Below are 18,423 nucleotides of genomic sequence, written 5' to 3' on the forward strand. Positions count from 1 at the left end.
TGCGGCTGGCCGGCAGCCGAGCCCACGTAGCCCTGCACCCGCAGGCGGTTGTTGCTGTCCTTGGAAATGTTGGTAATTACCGGGTAGTCGATGCCGCCGTTGGCCTGGCGGTAGGGCGGAATCTGGGAGGTGGGGGTGCCGGCCACGTCCAGCAGCCCGTCGTTGCCCGTTACCCCGTCGCCCTGGCCGTAGTTGGCGTCGCCCCCCACGCGGCCGTTGGGGCCGGTGAAGTCGATGGACAGCAGCCCGGCCGCCCCGGCAATGGAGCCGTCCCCGTTCAGGAAGAGGGCGTTCTGGCTGATCTGCACGTTGCGCTGGCCGTAGTTGAGCACAATGCCCGACGACTGGTTGCGGGTTATTACGTTGCGGGTAATCAGGTCGGTGTTGGTGCTGTTAACGGTACCGGTGCGGGCCAGGTAGTGAATGCCCGAGCCCTCCAGGCGCGAGTTGGTGCCGCCCGTGCCATTGCCGCTGATGGTGTTGTTGCGGATGAGGTTGTTGCTAAGCCGGCCGATTTCCAGCTGAATACCGCTGCTGTTACTGAGGCTGATCAGGTTGCCCTCAATAAGCAGCGGCCCCACGGCGGAGCCGTTGTCGCCAATGGAAATGCCATCCGCCCCGGCCGAAACCTGCCCGTTCTGCACAAACTCGTTGTTGCGGATAACAACCCCGGTGGTCGTGCGCGCGCCCAAGTACCTCAGGCCCGAACCGCCGGCGTAGCCAATCAGGTTGTTCTGCACAGTGGCCGTGGGCGCGTTCAGGGTCAGTGCTACACCCGAGGTGCGGGCCGTGGCCGGCAGCCCCACGGCCGTTGGCGTGATGCCCAGCGCATTGCCTTCCAGCAGCAGGCCGTTGCCGCTTGCCTGCACGCCCGAAGCGGCCCCGTGTACCGAAAAGCCGCGCAACGTGCTGGAGTCAGCCGCCAGGGTGAGGGCAGTGCCCCCGGTCAGGGTTACAGCCAGCTCCACCTCGGGGCCGCTTACCTGGCTCAGGGCCAGCGCATCGGTACCCACGGTGCCACCCGTACCGAGCAGCACGGTGTTAGAGTTGCCCACTAGCGTGGTTTGCGTGGTGCCATCAAGTACGGTGCCGGGCCCGGTGATGGAGGGCAGCGCCGAGGCCGGCGAGAACTGCGCCACGCGCTGGCCGGTGGAGCCCGTGAGCTGATCGGCAAGGCCTGCCCGCAGGCCGGGGTGGGCCTGACCGTCGGGAATCATGAACAGGGAGGTTTCGCGGCGCGGGGCGCGGCCCTGCTGCCGGAGCGTGGTATTGTCCAGCGCGTTGGCGTTCAGGACAAACTGCCGCAACGAGCCCTGGCCCGCGTCGTTGGTGTTCGTAATCACGTCGAAGTTGAAGCCGAAATCTAGCCCCGTAACGGCCGTGCTGCTCACCGTAACGGGCGCCACGCTCTGGGCAGCGAAGGTGCTCAGGTTGCCCGTCGAAACCGTGAAGGCACTGGAAGTGAAAGTAGAGTAGGAGCCGTTGGCGGGCTGAATCTGCCCCACGGGCGAACCGTTGACGAGTACCTGCACGGTTTGGGAAGATGCGTTGTTAACCGGCCGCTGGGTACTCACGAAGCGAATGGTATAGGTGCCGGCCGCCAGCGGCAGGCTTTGCTGCACGCTGCCGCCTCCCTGCAAAAAGGCTACCTGCGTGCCTCCGCCCGAGGGCGCCGTGGAGTTGAAGGCACTGCCGTTGGCGGCAATGCCCGACGAGCCCACAAAGCTCCACTGGGCTCCGGTAGGGTTATACGCCGCACCGTTGCCCAGGCTGGGCGTTTCAAAGTTGTCGTTTGCCACGGCTCCCGCCACCACTTGGTTCGACGAGTTGCGAACCTGCACCAAATCCACGAAGGCGGTATTGTCGCCGCCGTTGGGGTTGAGGCCCTGAATCTGGAGCACTACCCCCGAGGCGCTATTGGCTGGCCCATCGGCCTGGCTGGGCGTTTCCCCACCAACGCGGTTGACATCGGCGGCCCCGTTGCGCACTACGTAGGTTTGCACGGGCAGCAGGCCGGCAGCGCTGCCGGGCCGGGTAGAGCGCACAGTAGCACTGACTACCCGCACGATGTAGGAGCCCGCTGCCAGCCCCGTAAACGAGTACTGACCCAGGCTGCCGGCAGTGGTGCTGGTGGTGGTGCTGCTGATGTAGGTGCCAGCACTGGTGTATAGCTCTACCGTAGCAGGCGCGGTCAGCGGTACAGCCGAACCCGCCAGGGCGGTATTGGCCGCAGTTAGGCTGCGGCCGGCTCCCCCACCATAGTTAAGGTCCTCAAACAGGGTGCCGCTGATGGATTGAGCCCTACCCAAGGCAGGCGCGGCCAGCAGTCCGGCCAAGAAAAACAAACGTAAATGTGAAGTCATAGTACTTGGTATAGAAAAGGCCAGCAGTGATGAGAAGGCCGCCTCATCCTGAAAAAAGTCGACCGTTTGGTAGTAGTCTGCCGCCGGGTTAAGCACTCCGGCGGTAGTTCTTAGTCAGCTCATTTGATGCTCACCGGAATGGCGGGCTTGTAGTGGTTTTTCCCTCTGCTCCTCAACACCCCCAACTGGCGCGGGCATCTCGCAGGTGCTGCTCCGCCTCCCGCACCGAGCAGACCGGTTGCGGGCTCAGACATTCCTGTTTAAGAATGCCGCTCACGCGCTCAGCACTGGCCTTTTCACGCTGATTAAAGTTCTCTGTCATGCTGACCCGGATCTGAAAGGGAGCCAGCGCGTCCAGGGATTCCTGACGGCAGTATTGATTGCCCCGGTTACTGTGGTGAATTAACCGTGTACTGATCTGTCGCAAGGGCATTTCCAACGCACGTCGCGCGTGCATCGTGGCCAGGGGGTCGGCGACGGCAACCGAGAAGATCGTCAGGTCCTTGTGACGGCGCTTCTCCGATCAGCAGGCTATCGGCTGCCAGCAGCGAAAACAGGGCATCCCGTACCAACCTGATGCCTTGTTCCCGCAAGTCCTGTAATCGTAGGCCAGGCGCAGGTAATTTTCCCTCACCACCTGGCGCATCTCCAGCTCGTGGGTCTGCTTACCAAACAGAAAAAAGTGTTCCAGCTGACGGAGAGTGATGGTCAACCTATGTTAGGACAAGACAAGAAGCAGCAGGAAAAGCAGCGGGTTTTCATGGCAACGGGAGTGTAGGTGAGAGAATCACACAAAGTTGCCGGGCCGCTGCCGCCCCTAATGATAAAAGGAGTCGAGTGCCGGAAAAGCCAGGTTGGGGCGGGCGTTTGCGAGGTTGAACGCCCGCCCCGCGAGGCTCATTTGCCCAGCCATTCCTTGAAGGGCGTCACCCGGTCGCCGCTCACGAACACCTCCTGGCGGGGCGGCGGCAGTAGCTCGAGCTGGATCTTGCCCCCCGGAAAAGCGTGAATGGTACCGATGGCCTCCCGCGCCACGAGGAAGCTCCGGCTGATCCGGAAAAACCGGTCCGGGTCGAGCAGCTCGGTCAGCTTGTCGAGGCTGTACTCCACGTCCACGCGGGAGCCCTGGCGGGGCATAAGCCAGGTGGCTTTGTCGGCGAAGAAAAAGTAAGCCACGTCGGCGGTTTCAATGCTGCGCAGCTTCGTGCCGCTGCTCACCATGAAGCGCGGCTTGTAGGCGGGGGACGGGGGAGGCGCTGCCGGCAGTTGCCCCAGCAGCCGCAGCAGGGCCGTCAGGTCGGGGGCCAGCGCGGCGTGCCGCGTCCGGAACTTGGCCAGGGCCGCGGCCAGCTCGTCGGGGGCTACGGGCTTAAGCAGGTAGTCGACGCTGTTGGTTTTGAAGGCTAGCAGGGTGTAGGCGTCGAAGGCCGTGGTGAAAACGATGGGCAGCGTAAGCTGCGCCCGCTCGATGAGTTGAAACCCGGTGCCATCTTCCAGATGAATATCGAGCAGCAGCAGGTCGGGGTGACCGGGCTGGCCGGGGCCCTGCCCGGGTGCGGCAAACCAGGCCAGGCCCTCCGCCACCGAGGGCAGCTGGGCCAGCACCCGGATGGCGGGGTCGCACTGCCGGAGCAGGCCGGCCAGCCGCTCGGCGCTGCGCGGTTCGTCTTCGAGGATGAGCACGTTCATGGCAGCAGCGGCAGCAAGGGTAAGTCAACGATAAAATAACCGTCCGTTTCCGTCACCCGCACGGGCTGGTCGGTGAGCAGCCGGTAGCGGCCAATGATGTTTTGCAGCCCCACGCCCGTGGAGGCTTCCGGCACCAGCCGCCGTTGCACGGGGTTGGCCACCCGCAGGCAGTTGCCAGCCAGCGCGATGCTCACGCGCAGGGGCTCAGCGGCGGAGAGGCGGTTGTGCTTAACTGCGTTTTCGAGCAGCAGCTGGAGCGTGAGCGGGGCAATGGCGTAGCCGTTGCGGGCAGCCTCGGGCACCTCGAGGGTCACAAGCAGCTTGCCCTCAAAGCGTAAGGTGAGCAGAAACGTGTAGGACGCCAGAAAGTCCAGCTCCGTGCGCAGGAGCACCCGCGCCTGGTCGTGCTGCTCCAGCAGGTAGCGGTAGGTGGTGGCCAGCCGGGCCACGAACTGCCCCGCCAGCCGGGCGTCGGTGTCCACCAAAGCGGCTAAGATGCTGAGGCTGTTAAACAGAAAATGCGGGTTTACCTGGTTGCGCAGGGCCTCAAGCTGGGCCTGCACGGTGGCCAGCTCCAGGCGTTCAGCGTGCCGGCCCAGCTGCTGAATAAGCCGGGCCGAGCGCCGGTTGGCCGTCAGGTAGAAGGCCGCGAGCAGGGCCAGCACGGTCAGGCCGTTGTTCATACGCCGCCGCTGGCGGTTGTTGTTGGCCGGCTCGTCGGGGGCGCGCCCGAGGGTGGGTAGCTCGTGTTCGAGCCCTTGCTGCATGCGGGCGTGAATGCGCCCGAACAGCGCGTTGACTGGTATGGCCAGGCCCACCGCCAGCAGCAGGGTCAGCACTAACGGGGGGAGCCGCCGCCGCAGGCTAGCTGCCGTCCCGCCCAGCCGGTCCTGCAGCCCGTCCATCAATAGTACCCAGCCCAGCAGCAGACCAAAGATGAGCAGCCCCTCCACCAGGAAAAAAGGCAGCTTGCGCAGCAGCACCGCGCCGCTCCACACGGGTACGTTCTGGTAGAGCCGGATGGGCCAGTAAATGAGCAGCACGCCAAGCGCCAGCCGGGTATGCGGCCATAAGTAAAAGCGCAGGGGCGAATCAGCAACACGAGATAAGAGCTTTCCCATCGACAACGCCCGGCGGCAAGAGTACTAAACGGCGACAAAGATGCGAGTCCGTGGCTACCCGGCCAACAAAATGGTGCTGACAGCCGGAAACGGTCGGTTGAAACGAATAGCTGGGCCGTGAGTAGCGCCGGTAGGTGGGGCTGTAGCAGTTCGAATAAGCGCTGTTCGTGCACATCGACAATGCGCTCCCCAGCTGCCCGGCACCTGTACGTGGCTGTTGAGCCTCTCCAGCACTAGCATGGCCTGGCAGTAGTTGGTCATGCCCTTGCGTGCGGCCAACAAGTGTAGATCTGTCCGTTGAATTGAATTGGCACCACCAGAGATTACAGGCTGCGCAGCCGGGCCATCAGGGCCTGCTCGTAACTTTTGCCGATGGGCACTTCGAAGCTACCCAGCTGCAGGTGCCCGTCGGCCACGCTGTCGATCAGGCGGGTGTTGACCATGTAGGAGCGGTGCACCCGCTGGAAGTGGGCGAAGGGCAGCTGTTCCTCAACCGCCTTAAGGGTGGCATGCACGATGTGCTTGCGCGTAGCCGTGACCAGCACGCAGTAGGCCGACATGGCCTCAATGTAGAGGACCTGGTCGAAGTCGAGGCGTACAAGCTTATTGTTTGTGCGGATAAACAGGGACGTGTCGTCGGCGTCCAAGTCGGGCTGGGGGGGAGCCGGGCGGCTGGCCAGCCGTTCCCGCACCCGGGCCACGGCCTGCAGAAACCGGGCGTACTCGAGTGGCTTAAGCAGGTAGTCGGTGACGCGCAGGGCGAAGGCATCCACGGCAAACTGGGCGTGGGAGGTGATGAGCACCACTTCCGGGCCCGGGGAGGGCAGCAGCCGCACCAGCTCCAGGCCCGAGAGCTGGGGCATTTCGATGTCGAGCAGCAGCAGCTGGGGCAAGGGCTCCTGCTCCAGCAGCGGCAGCAGGGCCACCGGGTCGGCCAGGGAGGCCTGCACCTCCAGTCCCGCGGTGATGCGCACGAACTGCTCCAGGGTGAGCCGGTTCATGGTGTTGTCATCGACGATAATGCAGGAAAGCGGGGCGGCGGACATAAGCTCAACGGTAGACATATAACTAACCTGGCCCCATGATACGGATAAGCCGGCAATCCACCCAGCCCGGGCCCCTGGCGGGTAAGCTTCACCGGTCGGTTGGGCCAGTTCACTCACGCGAGGGGGCAGTTCAGTAAAAATTCAGGCACTGCCGCTGCCGGGTACCCAACTTCAGAACAGAGTTGGCGGGAAACCGTTGCCCGGCCCCCCGCCCGCCTGCGCTGCCCCCATTCACACACCTAGTTTGCTCTGCCCATGTCCAGTTCCCACCCCGCTGAGCCCGCGTGTACTAACCACACCCCGCTCTACAACCTGAGTGCGCTGGGCCGCCTGGCCCACGATGCCGGCTTTGTCCGGGAATTCAAGCAGCTGGTGCTGCAGGAAATGCCCGAGCGGCTGGCCGACCTGGAAGCGGCCGTTACCGCGGCTAACTGGACCCGGGTGGTCCGGGAATCCCACAGCCTGAAGTCAACCATGGGGCAGCTGGGCCTGCCGGAGCCGGCGCACCTGCTGCGGCAGATGGAGCTGGCCGCCGCCTCACAGCCGGTTCGGGCGCAGCTGCGGGGCTGGCTGCGGCGCCTGCGCCTGGCGGTAGCCCCGGTGCTGCTGGCCTTTCAGCAGGAGCTCCGGGCCGACAGATTCGCCCCGGTTATCCGCTGATCCCCGCTGGTTTCTCCGGCCTGCTCTGCCGCCCAATCCGCCGCCCCATGCATCAGCAAGACATCATTATGCTCTGCCAGCAGGACTGGCACCTGCCGCTGGGCACCAACGCCCGCAGTCTGGCCCGGGAGCTTTCGGCCCACAATCGGGTGCTCTACGTGAATCTGCCACTGGATCTGAACACCTTGGTGCAGCGTCTGTGGCGCGGGCCGGTCAGGCCGCTGCTGCGCCGGCTGCTGGGCCGCACTTCCGGCCTGGAGCAGGTTGGCCCCAACCTGTGGGTGCTCACCCCGGATTGCCTGCTGCTGTCCATCAACCGGGTGCCCTGGGCCGGACTGTTTGCCCGGCTCAACGACCTGAATGCCTGGCTGCTGGCCCGCAGCATCCGGCAAGCCAGCCGGACGCTGGGGCTGGACCAGACTACGCTGCTTGTGGACGGCATCATCTTTCCGGCCACGGAGCTGCGGCACCGGCTGCGGCCTGCCCGGCTGGTGTACTACCTGCGCGACTACATGCTGGCCGTGCCCTACTTCCGCCGGCACGGCCCGGCCGCCGAGGCCCGCCTGCTTATCCAGGCCGACGTGGTGGCCACCAACTCAGCTTACCTGGCCGACTACGCCCGCCGCTTTACCCCGCGCAGCTACGACATCGGACAGGGCTGCCAGCTGGACCTCTACCGGCCCGGCCCGGGCTGCGCCGAGCCCGCCGATCTAGCCGCCGTGCCGCACCCGCGCCTGGGCTACACCGGCTTTCTGACGACCGTGCGCCTGGATCTGCCGCTGCTGGAGCAGCTGGCCCGCCAGCGCCCCGACTGGCACCTGGTGCTGGTGGGCCCCGAGGACGAGGAGTTCCGGCGCAGCCCGCTGCACGGGCTGCCCAACGTGCACTTTCTGGGCCGCAAGCCGCCGGAGCAGCTGCCCGCCTACGTGCAGCACCTGGACGTGTGCCTGAACCCCCAGGCGGTAAACGAGGTGACCCAGGGCAACTACCCGCTCAAGATTGACGAGTACCTGGCCATGGGCAAGCCGGTGGTGGCCACCTACACCCGCACCATGGAGCTCTTCGCCGACTACGTGGCCCTGCCCCGCGACTACGCCGGCTGGCTGACGGCCCTGAGCGCCGCGCTGGAACCACGCCCGCCGGAGGCCGCCGAGCGAGGCCGGGCCTTCACCCGGAGCCACACCTGGGCCGCCAGCGTGGCCCGCCTCACCGCCGCCCTGGGCCTGACCGCTGGCCCGGTCCCGGCCCCTACTGCTTCCCACCTCCCGTTTGCTCCGCGCCATGCCTGCTAAAATCCGCGTACTCCAGACCATTCGCCAGGGCCGCATCGGCGGGGGCGAAACCCACGTGCTCGACCTGGTGCAGGCCCTCGACAAGCGGCAGTTTGAGCCGGTGGTGCTGGCTTTCACGCCCGGCCCGCTCGTGGACCGGCTGGCGGAGCTGGCCGTGCCGGTGCACGTCATCGAAACCGAAGTACCGTTTGACGTGCGCTGCTGGGGCCGGGTGGAAGCGCTGCTGCGCCAGGAGCGCATCGACCTGGTGCACGCCCACGGCACCCGGGCCCAGTCGAACACGTTCTGGGCGGCGCGGCGGCGGGGGCTGCCCCTGCTCTATACGGTGCACGGCTGGTCGTTTCACCCCGACCAAAACCCGCTGCACCGGCGCTACCGCCAGCTCAGCGAGCAGCTGCTGATGGGGCAGGCCGCCGGCACCATCTGCGTTTCGCAGAGCAACTACCAGGATGGGCGGGCCTTCAGCCGCATGGCCCGGGCCACGGTCATCCGCAACGGCATCGACCTGACCCGGTTCCGGCCCGCGCCCGACGCCGGCTTCCGGGCCGAGCTGGGCGTGGGGCCTGACACCGTACTGGTGGGCTGCGTGGCCCGGCTCACCGCCCAGAAAGACCCGCTGGCCCTGATCCGGGCCGTGGCCGCTTTGCCCGCCGGCCTCGACGTGGTGCTGGCCCTGGTGGGCGACGGGGAGCTGCGCGCCCCGGCCGAGGCCCTGGCCCGGCAGCTGGGCGTGGCCGAACGGGTGCGCTTCGTGGGCTTTCGGCAGGATGTGCCGCAGGTGCTGCGCGCCCTGGACGTGTACTGCCTGCCCTCGCTCTGGGAGGGCCTGCCCATCGGGGTGCTGGAAGCCATGGCCTGCGCCCGCCCGGTGCTGGCCACCGCCGTCGACGGCACCCGCGAGGTAATTGCCCACGGCCGCAACGGCTGGCTGGTGCCCCCCGCCACCCCCGCCGCCCTTACGGCCGCGCTGACCCACCTGGTAACCAGCCCCACCCTGCGGGCGGCGCTGGCCGCCCAGGCCGAGCGCACGGTGCACGCCGGCTACAGCGTGCACGCCATGACCCGGCAGGTGGAAGCTCTCTACCGCCGCCACGCCGCCTGAGTTCCGGGCCATTTCTCTCTTCCCCACTGCCCCGTTTCACACACCTAACTGCCCCAGTCATGAAAAAACAGCTACTGGTAGTCGATGATGAGCCCGCCATCCAGCTCATTCTCACGCACTATTTCAGCGCCGAATACTCGGTGGTAACCCGGGCTAACGGGGCCTTGGCCCTGCAGTGGCTCAATGCCGGCCACGCCGTGGACGCCATCGTGGCCGATTACCAGATGCCCGTGATGGACGGGCCCGCCTTTATCGAGCAGGTGCGCCGCCACCCGCTGCACCGCCATGTGCCGGTGCTGGTGCTCTCGGGCCTGGAGGAAACCAGCAGCAAGATCCGCTGCCTGCGCCACGGGGCCGATGACTACCTGGTCAAGCCCTTCAGCCCCGAGGAGCTGGGTCTGCGCCTGCAGGCTATGCTGCGCCGGCAGCCCCGCACCTGAGTGTTCCCATCATCCACTGTTAGCTGCTGAAAGCCATGCACCTCATTACCCCGAACGCATCCGCTGCCCTGGCCGGCGGCACCTACGTGGGCGGCACGCCCGTGCTCAAGCGTCTGTTTGACGTGACGGTGGCTACTACTGCGCTGCTGCTGCTGGCCCCGCTGCTGCTGCTGGTGGCCCTGCTTATCCGGCTCGAGTCGCGCGGGCCGGTGCTGTACGCCGCGCCCCGGGTGGGGCAGGGCTACCGGGTGTTCCGGTTCTGGAAGTTCCGCTCGATGCGGGTGGATGCCGACCAGCTGCTGAGCGGTATGCAGGCCCGCAACCAGTACGCCCCGGCCGCCCCCGCGGACGCCGCCCCCGGCCCGAACGAGGGTACATGCCCGGGCTGCGGGGCCGCTCCGGGCCGCTGCGCCAGCCTGCTGATTGATGAGCGGGGCCGTCCGGTGTGCGAGCAGCTGCACCGCCGGCTGCAGAAGGCAAAAGGGGCGGCGGCCTTCGTCAAGATTGCCAACGACCCGCGCATTACCCGGGTGGGGCGCTTTCTGCGCAACACCAGCCTCGACGAGCTGCCCCAGCTCTGGAACGTGCTCTGCGGCGACATGAGCCTGGTGGGTAACCGCCCCCTGCCGCTCTACGAGGCCGAGAAGCTGACCACCGATGAAGCCGCCCTGCGCTTTCTGGCCCCGGCCGGCCTGACCGGCCTCTGGCAGGTAAGCAAGCGCGGCAAGGCGGGCGGCCTCTCGGAGCAGGAGCGCAAGGAACTCGACAACGCCTACGCCCGCCACCCCAGTCTGCGCACCGATTTTACCATTCTGCTGCGCACCATTCCGGCGCTGCTCCAGCAGGAAAACGTCTGACGGCCATGCACAAACCCATGCTCCTCTGTCTGCTGGTCCTGCTGCTGTGCGCCGGCCGGTTCGCGGCGGCCCAGGGTGCCCGCCCGGCGGCCGGTCCTGCCCCCGGCCGCGCTGGACTGACCGAACCGGAGGCCGGGCGGGCCGCCTGGGAAATCCGGTTTTTCGATCAGCCGGAACTCACGCTGCCCGTGCTGGTGGCGGCCGCCGTGCGCCACTCGGCCGAGGTAAAAGCCCTGGAAGCCGAGCGGGCCGTGACCCGCGAGGACCTGCAGATTGCCCGCAAGGCTATTCTGGGCAGCGTGGTGCTCACCAACAGCCTCGGCTACGGCAACATTGCCAACGTGGCGCTGGCCGACCCGAGCGTGGTGCCCGTGCGCACCGATAACTCGGCCCGTCACTACGCTACGTCCCTCAACCTGAACCTGCCGCTGGACCGCCTGGCCAGCCGCCCGAACCAGATTGCCCGCCAGAAGCTGCAGGGCCAGCGCCTGGAGTACCTGGCCCAAAGCCGGCGCGACGCCGTGCGCCAGCGCGTCATCGACCTGTACCAGGCCGTGCTGCTGGCCCACCGGGTGCTGGGGCTGCGGCAGCAGAGCTACGTGAATGCCAGCCTCAATGCCCAGCTGGCCGAAAAGCAGTTCCGCACCGGGGAGGCCACCCTGGCCGACCTCTCGTTGATGCAGGACCGCTTCATCAACGCCAGCATCGACCGGGAAAGCGCCGCCAGCTCCTACACCACCGCCCTGCTGCTGCTGGAGGAGGTCACCGGCGCCAAAGTGGCCGATTTACTTGCCCAGCCATGAGTCTCACCGATGCCCTGCGCCAGCTCTGGCGCTACCGCTACGCCCTGGTGGGCGTGCCCCTGCTGCTAACGGGGGCCATCTTCTTCTTCACCCGCCACGAGAAGAAGGTGTACGCCTCGGAAATGACCATCTACACCGGCATTGCCTCGGGCTACACGCTGAGCGGCAACGCCGAGAGCGACTTTTTCCGCACCAGCAACGCCTTCGATAACCTGCTCTCCCTGATCAAGTCGCGCGAGACGCGGGAGGAGGTGGCCTACCGCCTGCTGGCCCACCACCTGCAGCTGGGCGACTCGCTGGATGCGCAGCTGCTGAGCTGGCCCACCCTGAGTCATCTGCACGAGCTGCTGCCCGTCCGGCTGCGCGCCCGCCTCACCGGCCCCACGCTGCCCGAAACCCTGCGCCGGGTGCGGGCCTACGCCGCCGCCAGCGACGACAACGAGCTCTACCGCCTGCTCAACTCCCACGACGACGTGTACTCGGTGGAAGCCCTGGGCCGGGTCGCGGCCGCCCGTATCAATTCCAGCGACCTGATCCGGCTGGAGTACGAGGCCGGCGACGCGGCCGTGTGCCGCCACACCCTGCAGCTCACCACCCAGGTGTTCAGCGAGCAGTACCGCGGCCTGCGCGTCGACCAGACCCAGGCCGTAATCCGCTACTACGAGCGGGAAACCGATAAGGCCCTGCGCGCCCTGAGCGCCGCCGAAAGCCGCTTTCTGGCCTTCAACAAGGACAACGACATCATCAACTACTACGAGCAGACCAAGTACATTGCCGGGGAGCGGGAGTACCTCAACTCCGACATCAACAAGATTGAGATGCAGTACGCCGCCGCCCGCGCCGCTTTGCGGACCGTGAACGGCAAGCTGGCCGGCCGGGCCGCCGCCATTCTGAGCTCGGGCGAGCTGCTGGGCCAGCGCCACCGCCTTGAGGCGCTGCAGGCCGAGCTGGCTAACCAGGAGGTGTTTGCCCGCCAGCGCGAGGGCGGCAGCTCTTCGGCCCTGGTGCCGGCGCTGCGGGCCGAGGTGGCCGCTACCACCGCCGCCATGCACACCACCCTTACCACCCACTACGCGCAGGTGGGCACTGTGGAGGGCATGCCCAGCAAAAGCCTGCTGGAGCAGTGGCTGCAGAACCTGATTGCGGCCACCGAGAACGAAGCCAAGCTGGCCGTGATGCAGAAGCGCAAGGGCGAGTTCATGGCCGAATACCACAAAATGGCCCCGCTAGGCGCCACGCTCAAGATCATCGAGCGGGAAATTGACCTGGCCCAGAAAACCTACCTAGTGCTGCTCAACCACCTCAACGACAGCAAGGCCTCGCAGCAGAACAACGAGCTGACGACCGAGCTGAAAGTGGTGGCCCCGGCCTTCCGGCCCCTGCACCCCAGGAGCGGCAAGCGCAAGCTGCTGCTGGCGGGCGGGGCCTTCGGGGGCTTCTTCTTCGTGGCGGCGCTGGTGCTGGGCGCGGGCCTGCTCGACGGCAGCCTGCGCAAGCCCTCAATTGCCGCCCGCCACACCGGCCTGCCGGTGCTGGGCGTGGTGCCCATGCCGCTGGCTCCCGTGCCCGCCGCCGGCACCTACGAGCAGAGCAGCCTCCATCACCTGACCCGGCAGCTGCTGCGCCAGCGCGGCAGCGCCGCGCCCGGCCAGCCCTTTGTTGTGGCCGTGGCCAGTACCCGCCGCCACGAAGGCAAAACCAGTCTCACGCAAGCTCTGGCAGCCCGATGCGCCGCCCTGGGTTTGCGCACGGTGGCCCTGTACCCCGCCGGCACTGGGCTGGCGCCCGAAACGCCAAACCCGGAGGCCGCCGCCGAGTTCTACGATGCCGCCCGGGCCGCCGTGCAGCTGCCCGCTTTAGCCGACTTGAGCCCGGCCGCCGCCGCTGCCGAGCTGGTGCTGCTGGAGCTGCCCGCCCTGCTCGAAGACGACTACCCCGTGTCGCTGCTGACCCCGGTCAGGGTGGTGGTGCTGGCCCTGCGCGCCGACCGCCGCTGGGAATCCAAGGATCAGCAGGCGCTGCAGGGCCTGCGCGCCGCCACCGCCTACTCGGTAGAAGTGGTGCTCACCGGCGTGGACGCCTTCGATGGCCGCGAGGTTCTGGCGTGAGCATGCCGCTGCCACTACCGGAACCACTGGCTTACTTTTTCCCCGGCTTTCCTCAGATTATCTGACGTTTATATTGCCTGATGAGTATGTACGCTACCCTTAGCACAAGTGCCCGGCGCGCGATTCGCAGCCGCTGGCTGCAGGGGTTGGCGGTGGCGGCCGCTACAGTGGCAATGGGCTGGCTCACGAGCCGGCTGGGGGTGCTGGTGCCGGTGGCGCTGGTGGGGCTGCCGCTGGCGGTTTTTGGGCTGGTGGCGCTGTTTTGGCGGCCACGGCTGGGGGTGCTGGCCTTTATCGGGTACTGCTTTCTGGTGATGACCATCAACCGCCACATCAAGGGCGTGCCGTTCGGGCTGGGCATCGACGGGCTCCTGCTCCTCACGTGGGTAGCGGTGCTGTTTCACCGCTCGCGCGAGGTGGTACAGTGGGGCCGGCTTCGCAATGATTTGTGCTGGCTGGGGCTGGCCTGGTTTGTCATCAACCTGCTCGAAGTAGCCAACCCCGCCGGGGCCAGCCTGGCCGGCTGGTACTACGAGATGCGCGGCACCACCTTCTACTGGGTGCTGAGCGTGCCGCTGGCCATGCTGCTGTTCTACCGCCGGCAGGATCTGCGGCTGTTTCTGGGGCTGGTGCTGGGATTTTCGGTGGCCGGGGCGCTGTACGGCCTCAAGCAGAAATTCCTCGGGCCCGATACGGCCGAGCAGCTCTGGCTGGATACGGGCGCGGCCAAAACCCACGTGCTGTTCGGGGTGCTGCGGGTGTTTTCGTACTACAGCGAGGCGGCCCAGTTCGGGGCTTCGCAGGCGCACGTGGCGGTAGTGAGCCTGGTGCTGGCCGTGGGGCCCTTCCGGTGGTGGCAGCGGGTACTGTTCGGGCTGGCCGCCGCGCTGTGCCTGGATGGAATGCTGCTCTCGGGCACCCGCGGGGCCATGATGGTGCTGCTTGCGGGCGTGTTTATGTGGCTGGTGCTGAGCAGGCAGCTCAAGGTGCTGGTGCTGGGCGGGCTGCTGGCCGGGGCAGCGTTCGGCATTCTCAAGTACACCACCATTGGCAACGGCAACGCCAGCATCGTGCGCATGCGCACCTCCCTGGACCCCAACGATGCCTCCCTGCAGGTGCGCCTGCGCAACCAGGCCAAGCTGCGCGAGTACCTGGCCCCCCGGCCCTTCGGGGGCGGGGTGGGCAGCATCGGCATGTGGGGCGAGAAGTACAATGCGGGCAACTACCTCTCCACCATTGCCCCCGACAGCTACTTCGTGAAAATCTGGGCCGAGTACGGCATCGTGGGCTTTCTGATCTGGCTAGGCATGATGCTCTACATCCTGGGCAAAAGCTGCGGCATTGTATGGCGCACCCGCAACCCGCAGCTGCGCCAGATGCTGCTGGCCCTTACGGCCGGCTACTTCGGCGTGCTCATGGGCAGCTACGGCAACGAGGTGATGAACCAGATGCCCACTGCCATGATTGTCTACCTGGGCTGGGCCTTTGTCTTTCTCGGCCCCTCGCTTGATACCGGACCCGCAGGGGTAGGTGAGCCGGCAGAGAGCCGGTCCCCGGAAGCGGCCCGGTAGGCGCAGACTCGGGGAGTGCGCGAAGCGGGAGCGGATCCGCAGAGGATCTTTAGTTAAGAAAAAGCGGGATTCGGGTCCGGAAAGCCGGCATCAGGTAAACTTTCGGGCAAGCGGCCGGGCAGCGACCTAGCTTTCCTTCATGTCAACGCTGCCGCTCGTTTCCATCGTTTCCGTCAACTACAACCAGCCCGCCGTAACCTGCCGGCTGCTGGCCTCCCTGCGCGGGCTCACGTACCCCAACTACGAAATTCTGGTGGTGGATAACGGCTCGCCCACCGCCGACCCCGGGCCCATTGCCGCGCAGTTTCCCGAAGTGCAGCTTATCCGCTCCGCGCAGAACCTGGGCTTTGCCGGCGGCAACAACCTGGCTTTGCCGGCTGCCTGCGGCAAGTATATCCTCTTCCTCAACAACGACACCGAGGTAGAGCCCGGCCTGCTCGAGCCGCTGGTGCAGCTTTTCGAAACCAATGCCCGCGCCGGCATCGCCTCGCCCAAAATCCGCTACTACTACTCGGCCAACCGGCTGATCCAGTACGCCGGCTGCCGGGGCATCAGCCCCTGGACGGGGCGGGGCCGCACCATCGGCAGCCGCGAGGCCGACCATGGCCAGTACGACGCCAGCCGCCGCACCGGCCTGGCCCACGGCGCGGCCATGATGCTGCCGCGGGCCGTCATCCAGCACGTAGGGCTAATGCCGGAGCAGTACTTTCTCTACTACGAGGAGCACGACTGGTGCCAGATGGTGCAGCGCGCCGGCTACGAGTGCCACTACGTGGGCAGCACCACCGTGCACCATAAGGAATCGGTGAGCATCGGGCGGGCCTCAGTGCTGCAGACGCACTACATGTTCCGCAACCGGCTGCTGTTCATGCGCCGCAACCTGCGCGGCGGGCAGTTCTGGGTGAGCGTGCTCTACTTCCTGCTGCTGGCCGTACCGCGCCACACGTTGCGTTTTGCGCTGGCCCGGCAGGCCGACCACCTGCAGGCCATGTGGCGCGGCCTGGCCTGGCACCTGCGCGCCCGCCACGTGCACCGCAACCGGTTTCTGCCGGCCTGATTCACCTGCTCCTATAATCTAATTCCCCCGCACTATGCTTGCCATTCCAATCCTGCGCCCCCTACTTCACCAACGCCTGGCGGTAGTGCGGCGGCAGCAGCCCGACGTCACTGGCGCGGCCCTGCTGCTGCCGCTGCTGCGCGACCTGGCCGATGGGCTGCTGAGCGTGGCCGCCGCCCGCCTCTGGCTGCGCAGGGCCGAGCTGGGCCGGCGCGTCTCGGTGAAGGGCCGTCCGCGCTACCGCAACGCCGGCCGCCTCATCCTCGGCGACCGGGTCCGCATTCTCTCCGACGTGGAGCAGACCAAGCTGTTTGTGGGTCGGGGGGCGGTGCTGCGCCTGGGCGCAGGCTGCCGCATCAACGGCGCCCACCTGTCGGCCAGCCACCTGATCGACATCGGCGACAACGTGCGCATCGGACCTTACTCGGTGCTGCTGGATGACGACTACCACCAGGCCGGCAGCTACGAAACGGCCGGCAAGTCGGGGGCCATCCGCATCGGCAACAATGTGTGGATTGCCACCCGCGTCACCATCCTCAGGGGCGTGCACATCGGCGAAGGGGCCTCAGTGGCCACCGGAGCGGTGGTAACCAAGGACGTCCCGCCCTACACCCTGGTGGCCGGGGTGCCCGCCAAAGTTATCAGACACCTCCGCCATGAATAAGATCCTGCTGCTGCTGGCCAGCCTGCCGCTGTACGTAGCCGCCGCCTACGCCGTGTTCAACGTGGTCTACCTGCTGGTATTTGCCCTGGCCGGCCACCTGCCCGCCCGCCGCCGGCCGGTGCCCGCAGTACCCGCGCCGGCCGTCACTCCGCCCCGCCTGTGCGTGCTGCTGCCGGCCTACCGCGCCGACGCCGTGGTGCTGGAAACGGCCCCGCTGGCCCTTGCCCAAGCCCGCGCCTACGCCGGCGAGGCCGAGGTGTGCGTGGTGGCCGACAGTCTGCGACCCGCCACCTTGGCCGCGCTGCGGGCCGGGGGGGTAACCGTAGTGGAAGTAGCCTTCGAGCGCAGCACCAAGGGCCAGGCGCTCAGCGCGGCCCTACGCACCCTGCCGCCCACCGCCTTCGACGCGGCTGTGGTACTGGACGTGGATAACGTGCTGGTGCCCGGCTTCCTGGATCAGGTGGCGGCCGCGCTGGCCGCCGGCTACCGGGTGGTGCAGGGCCACCGCACGGCCAAAAACCTGGATTCGCCCTTTGCCGTGCTCGACGCCTGCAACGAGGAAATCAACAACCACATCTTCCGGCTGGGCCACGCCCGCCTGGGGCTGCCGGCCTCGCTGATCGGCTCGGGTATGGCCTTTGACTATGCCTACCTGCGCCACCTGCTGCGGGACATCGGCCAGACCAGCGGTGAAGACAAGGAGCTGGACTTCCGCATCCTGCGCGAGAGGCAGCCCATTGCCTACCTGCCCACGGCGTACGTGCTGGATGAGAAGACCGGCAGTGCGGCCGCCTTCAGCACCCAGCGCACCCGCTGGCTGGCCGCGCAGTGGGAGTTTCTGGGCAAGTACGGTCGGGAAGGGCTGCACCAGCTCGGCCGCGGCAACCACGCCTTCACCGATAAGATTATCCAGTCGGCGCTGCTGCCGCGGCTGCTGCTGCTGGGGCTGCTGGGGGCACTGCTGCTGCTCACGGCCGGGCTGCGGGCCGCCGGGCTGGCGCCGGGGCCGCCGCCGCTGCTCTGGGCCGGGCTGCTGCTGGGTACGGGCCTGGCGCTGCTGCTGGCGCTGCCCGCCCGGCTCTACGGCCGGCCGGTGGCGCGGGCCGTGCTGCACCTGCCGCGGGCCCTGGGGGCTATGGTGCTGGCCCTGCTGCGGCTGAAGCGCGCCCGCCACTCGTTTCTACCCACCCCGCACGCCGTCCGGACGGGCAGTGCCGGGGCAGCCGTTCCCGTTCGCTAGCCGCTATGCCCTGGGAAATCGTGGCGTTGCCGGCCCTGCTCTGCTTTGCATTCGGCTGCTGGCGCGGCCTGCGCGCCGCCCGCTGATGTTCCGCTTCTTTTTTTCTGCTGTTATGCATTTCACAACTACGCTGAACTCCGCCACTCCGGCCGGCCGGCTATCGGGGCTGCTGTCGGGCCTGTCGGCGCGCATCAAGGGCAGCCCGCGGCTCAAGCAGCTGGCCAGCTGGCTGCTGTTCCAGCCCCGCCGCGCCCGGCCCCGCATCTGGGTGCGCTGGCTGGCTAACCCGCTGGTGCACCGCTACGCCCCCGGCTCGCTGGTGCGCCGCGCCCGCCGCGACCTGATCCCTTTCCACGCCTTCGAGCTCGGCCGCCACGCCATCCTGGAAGATCAGGTGACCGTGGCCAACG

Annotated in this window: 15 protein-coding genes and 1 pseudogene; 12 read left to right on the plus strand and 4 right to left on the minus strand. The window is 67.1% G+C overall.

Annotated features, from left to right (window positions below; all coding sequences use genetic code 11):
• The 4 genes from EI291_RS22375 to EI291_RS22390 all read right to left on the minus strand — a co-directional run.
• Positions 1 to 2,363 (minus strand): right-handed parallel beta-helix repeat-containing protein (locus EI291_RS22375; protein WP_148103449.1); only part of this gene is annotated, 2,363 nt, incomplete at its 3' end.
• A gap of 897 nt (positions 2,364 to 3,260) precedes the next feature.
• Positions 3,261 to 4,052, minus strand: a complete 792-nt coding sequence (locus EI291_RS22380) for a LytR/AlgR family response regulator transcription factor (RefSeq protein ID WP_125424518.1) — start codon at positions 4,050 to 4,052, stop codon at positions 3,261 to 3,263.
• Complete coding sequence (locus EI291_RS22385) at positions 4,049 to 5,173, minus strand: sensor histidine kinase (RefSeq protein WP_125424519.1); 1,125 nt, start codon at positions 5,171 to 5,173, stop codon at positions 4,049 to 4,051. Before EI291_RS22385 ends, EI291_RS22380 begins: the two co-directional genes overlap by 4 nt.
• A gap of 323 nt (positions 5,174 to 5,496) precedes the next feature.
• On the minus strand, positions 5,497 to 6,219 hold the full coding sequence (locus EI291_RS22390) for a LytR/AlgR family response regulator transcription factor (RefSeq protein ID WP_170172768.1): 723 nt from the start codon (positions 6,217 to 6,219) through the stop codon (positions 5,497 to 5,499).
• A gap of 255 nt (positions 6,220 to 6,474) precedes the next feature.
• On the opposite strand from EI291_RS22390, the gene EI291_RS22395 reads away from it, so the two are divergent.
• The 12 genes and pseudogenes from EI291_RS22395 to EI291_RS22450 all read left to right on the plus strand — a co-directional run.
• Entirely contained in the window at positions 6,475 to 6,879 is a 405-nt protein-coding gene (locus EI291_RS22395; RefSeq protein ID WP_125424521.1) for an Hpt domain-containing protein, read from the plus strand.
• Between the two features lie 47 nt (positions 6,880 to 6,926).
• Positions 6,927 to 8,171, plus strand: coding sequence for a glycosyltransferase (locus EI291_RS22400; RefSeq protein ID WP_125424522.1), 1,245 nt, complete (start codon positions 6,927 to 6,929; stop codon positions 8,169 to 8,171).
• A complete protein-coding gene (locus tag EI291_RS22405) occupies positions 8,161 to 9,273 on the plus strand; it encodes a glycosyltransferase (protein WP_125424523.1) in 1,113 nt (370 codons plus the stop codon). Before EI291_RS22400 ends, EI291_RS22405 begins: the two co-directional genes overlap by 11 nt.
• Positions 9,274 to 9,332: 59 nt before the next feature.
• Entirely contained in the window at positions 9,333 to 9,713 is a 381-nt protein-coding gene (locus tag EI291_RS22410) for a response regulator transcription factor (protein ID WP_125424524.1), read from the plus strand.
• A gap of 35 nt (positions 9,714 to 9,748) precedes the next feature.
• Positions 9,749 to 10,570, plus strand: coding sequence for a sugar transferase (locus EI291_RS22415; protein ID WP_125424525.1), 822 nt, complete (start codon positions 9,749 to 9,751; stop codon positions 10,568 to 10,570).
• Between the two features lie 17 nt (positions 10,571 to 10,587).
• The gene (locus EI291_RS22420) at positions 10,588 to 11,373 is read left to right on the plus strand and encodes a TolC family protein (protein WP_170172769.1); all 786 of its coding nucleotides are present in this window, start codon (positions 10,588 to 10,590) and stop codon (positions 11,371 to 11,373) included.
• A complete protein-coding gene (locus EI291_RS22425) occupies positions 11,370 to 13,481 on the plus strand; it encodes a GumC family protein (RefSeq protein ID WP_125424527.1) in 2,112 nt (703 codons plus the stop codon). The genes EI291_RS22420 and EI291_RS22425 overlap by 4 nt, the downstream gene beginning before the upstream one ends.
• Positions 13,482 to 13,567: 86 nt before the next feature.
• Positions 13,568 to 15,052, plus strand: a complete 1,485-nt coding sequence (locus EI291_RS22430) for an O-antigen ligase family protein (RefSeq protein WP_125424528.1) — start codon at positions 13,568 to 13,570, stop codon at positions 15,050 to 15,052.
• Positions 15,053 to 15,191: 139 nt separating this feature from the next.
• Entirely contained in the window at positions 15,192 to 16,109 is a 918-nt protein-coding gene (locus EI291_RS22435) for a glycosyltransferase family 2 protein (RefSeq protein WP_125424529.1), read from the plus strand.
• 34 nt (positions 16,110 to 16,143) lie between these two features.
• Positions 16,144 to 16,773: an acyltransferase gene (locus tag EI291_RS22440; protein WP_125424530.1), complete on the plus strand. Its 630-nt coding sequence runs from the start codon at positions 16,144 to 16,146 to the stop codon at positions 16,771 to 16,773.
• Complete coding sequence (locus EI291_RS22445; protein WP_125424531.1) at positions 16,766 to 18,013, plus strand: glycosyltransferase; 1,248 nt, start codon at positions 16,766 to 16,768, stop codon at positions 18,011 to 18,013. Before EI291_RS22440 ends, EI291_RS22445 begins: the two co-directional genes overlap by 8 nt.
• A gap of 112 nt (positions 18,014 to 18,125) precedes the next feature.
• Positions 18,126 to 18,423 (plus strand): annotated as a pseudogene (locus EI291_RS22450) (hypothetical protein); the annotation flags it as partial.

This window comes from Hymenobacter rigui, assembly GCF_003944715.1.
Lineage (GTDB): Bacteria > Bacteroidota > Bacteroidia > Cytophagales > Hymenobacteraceae > Hymenobacter > Hymenobacter rigui.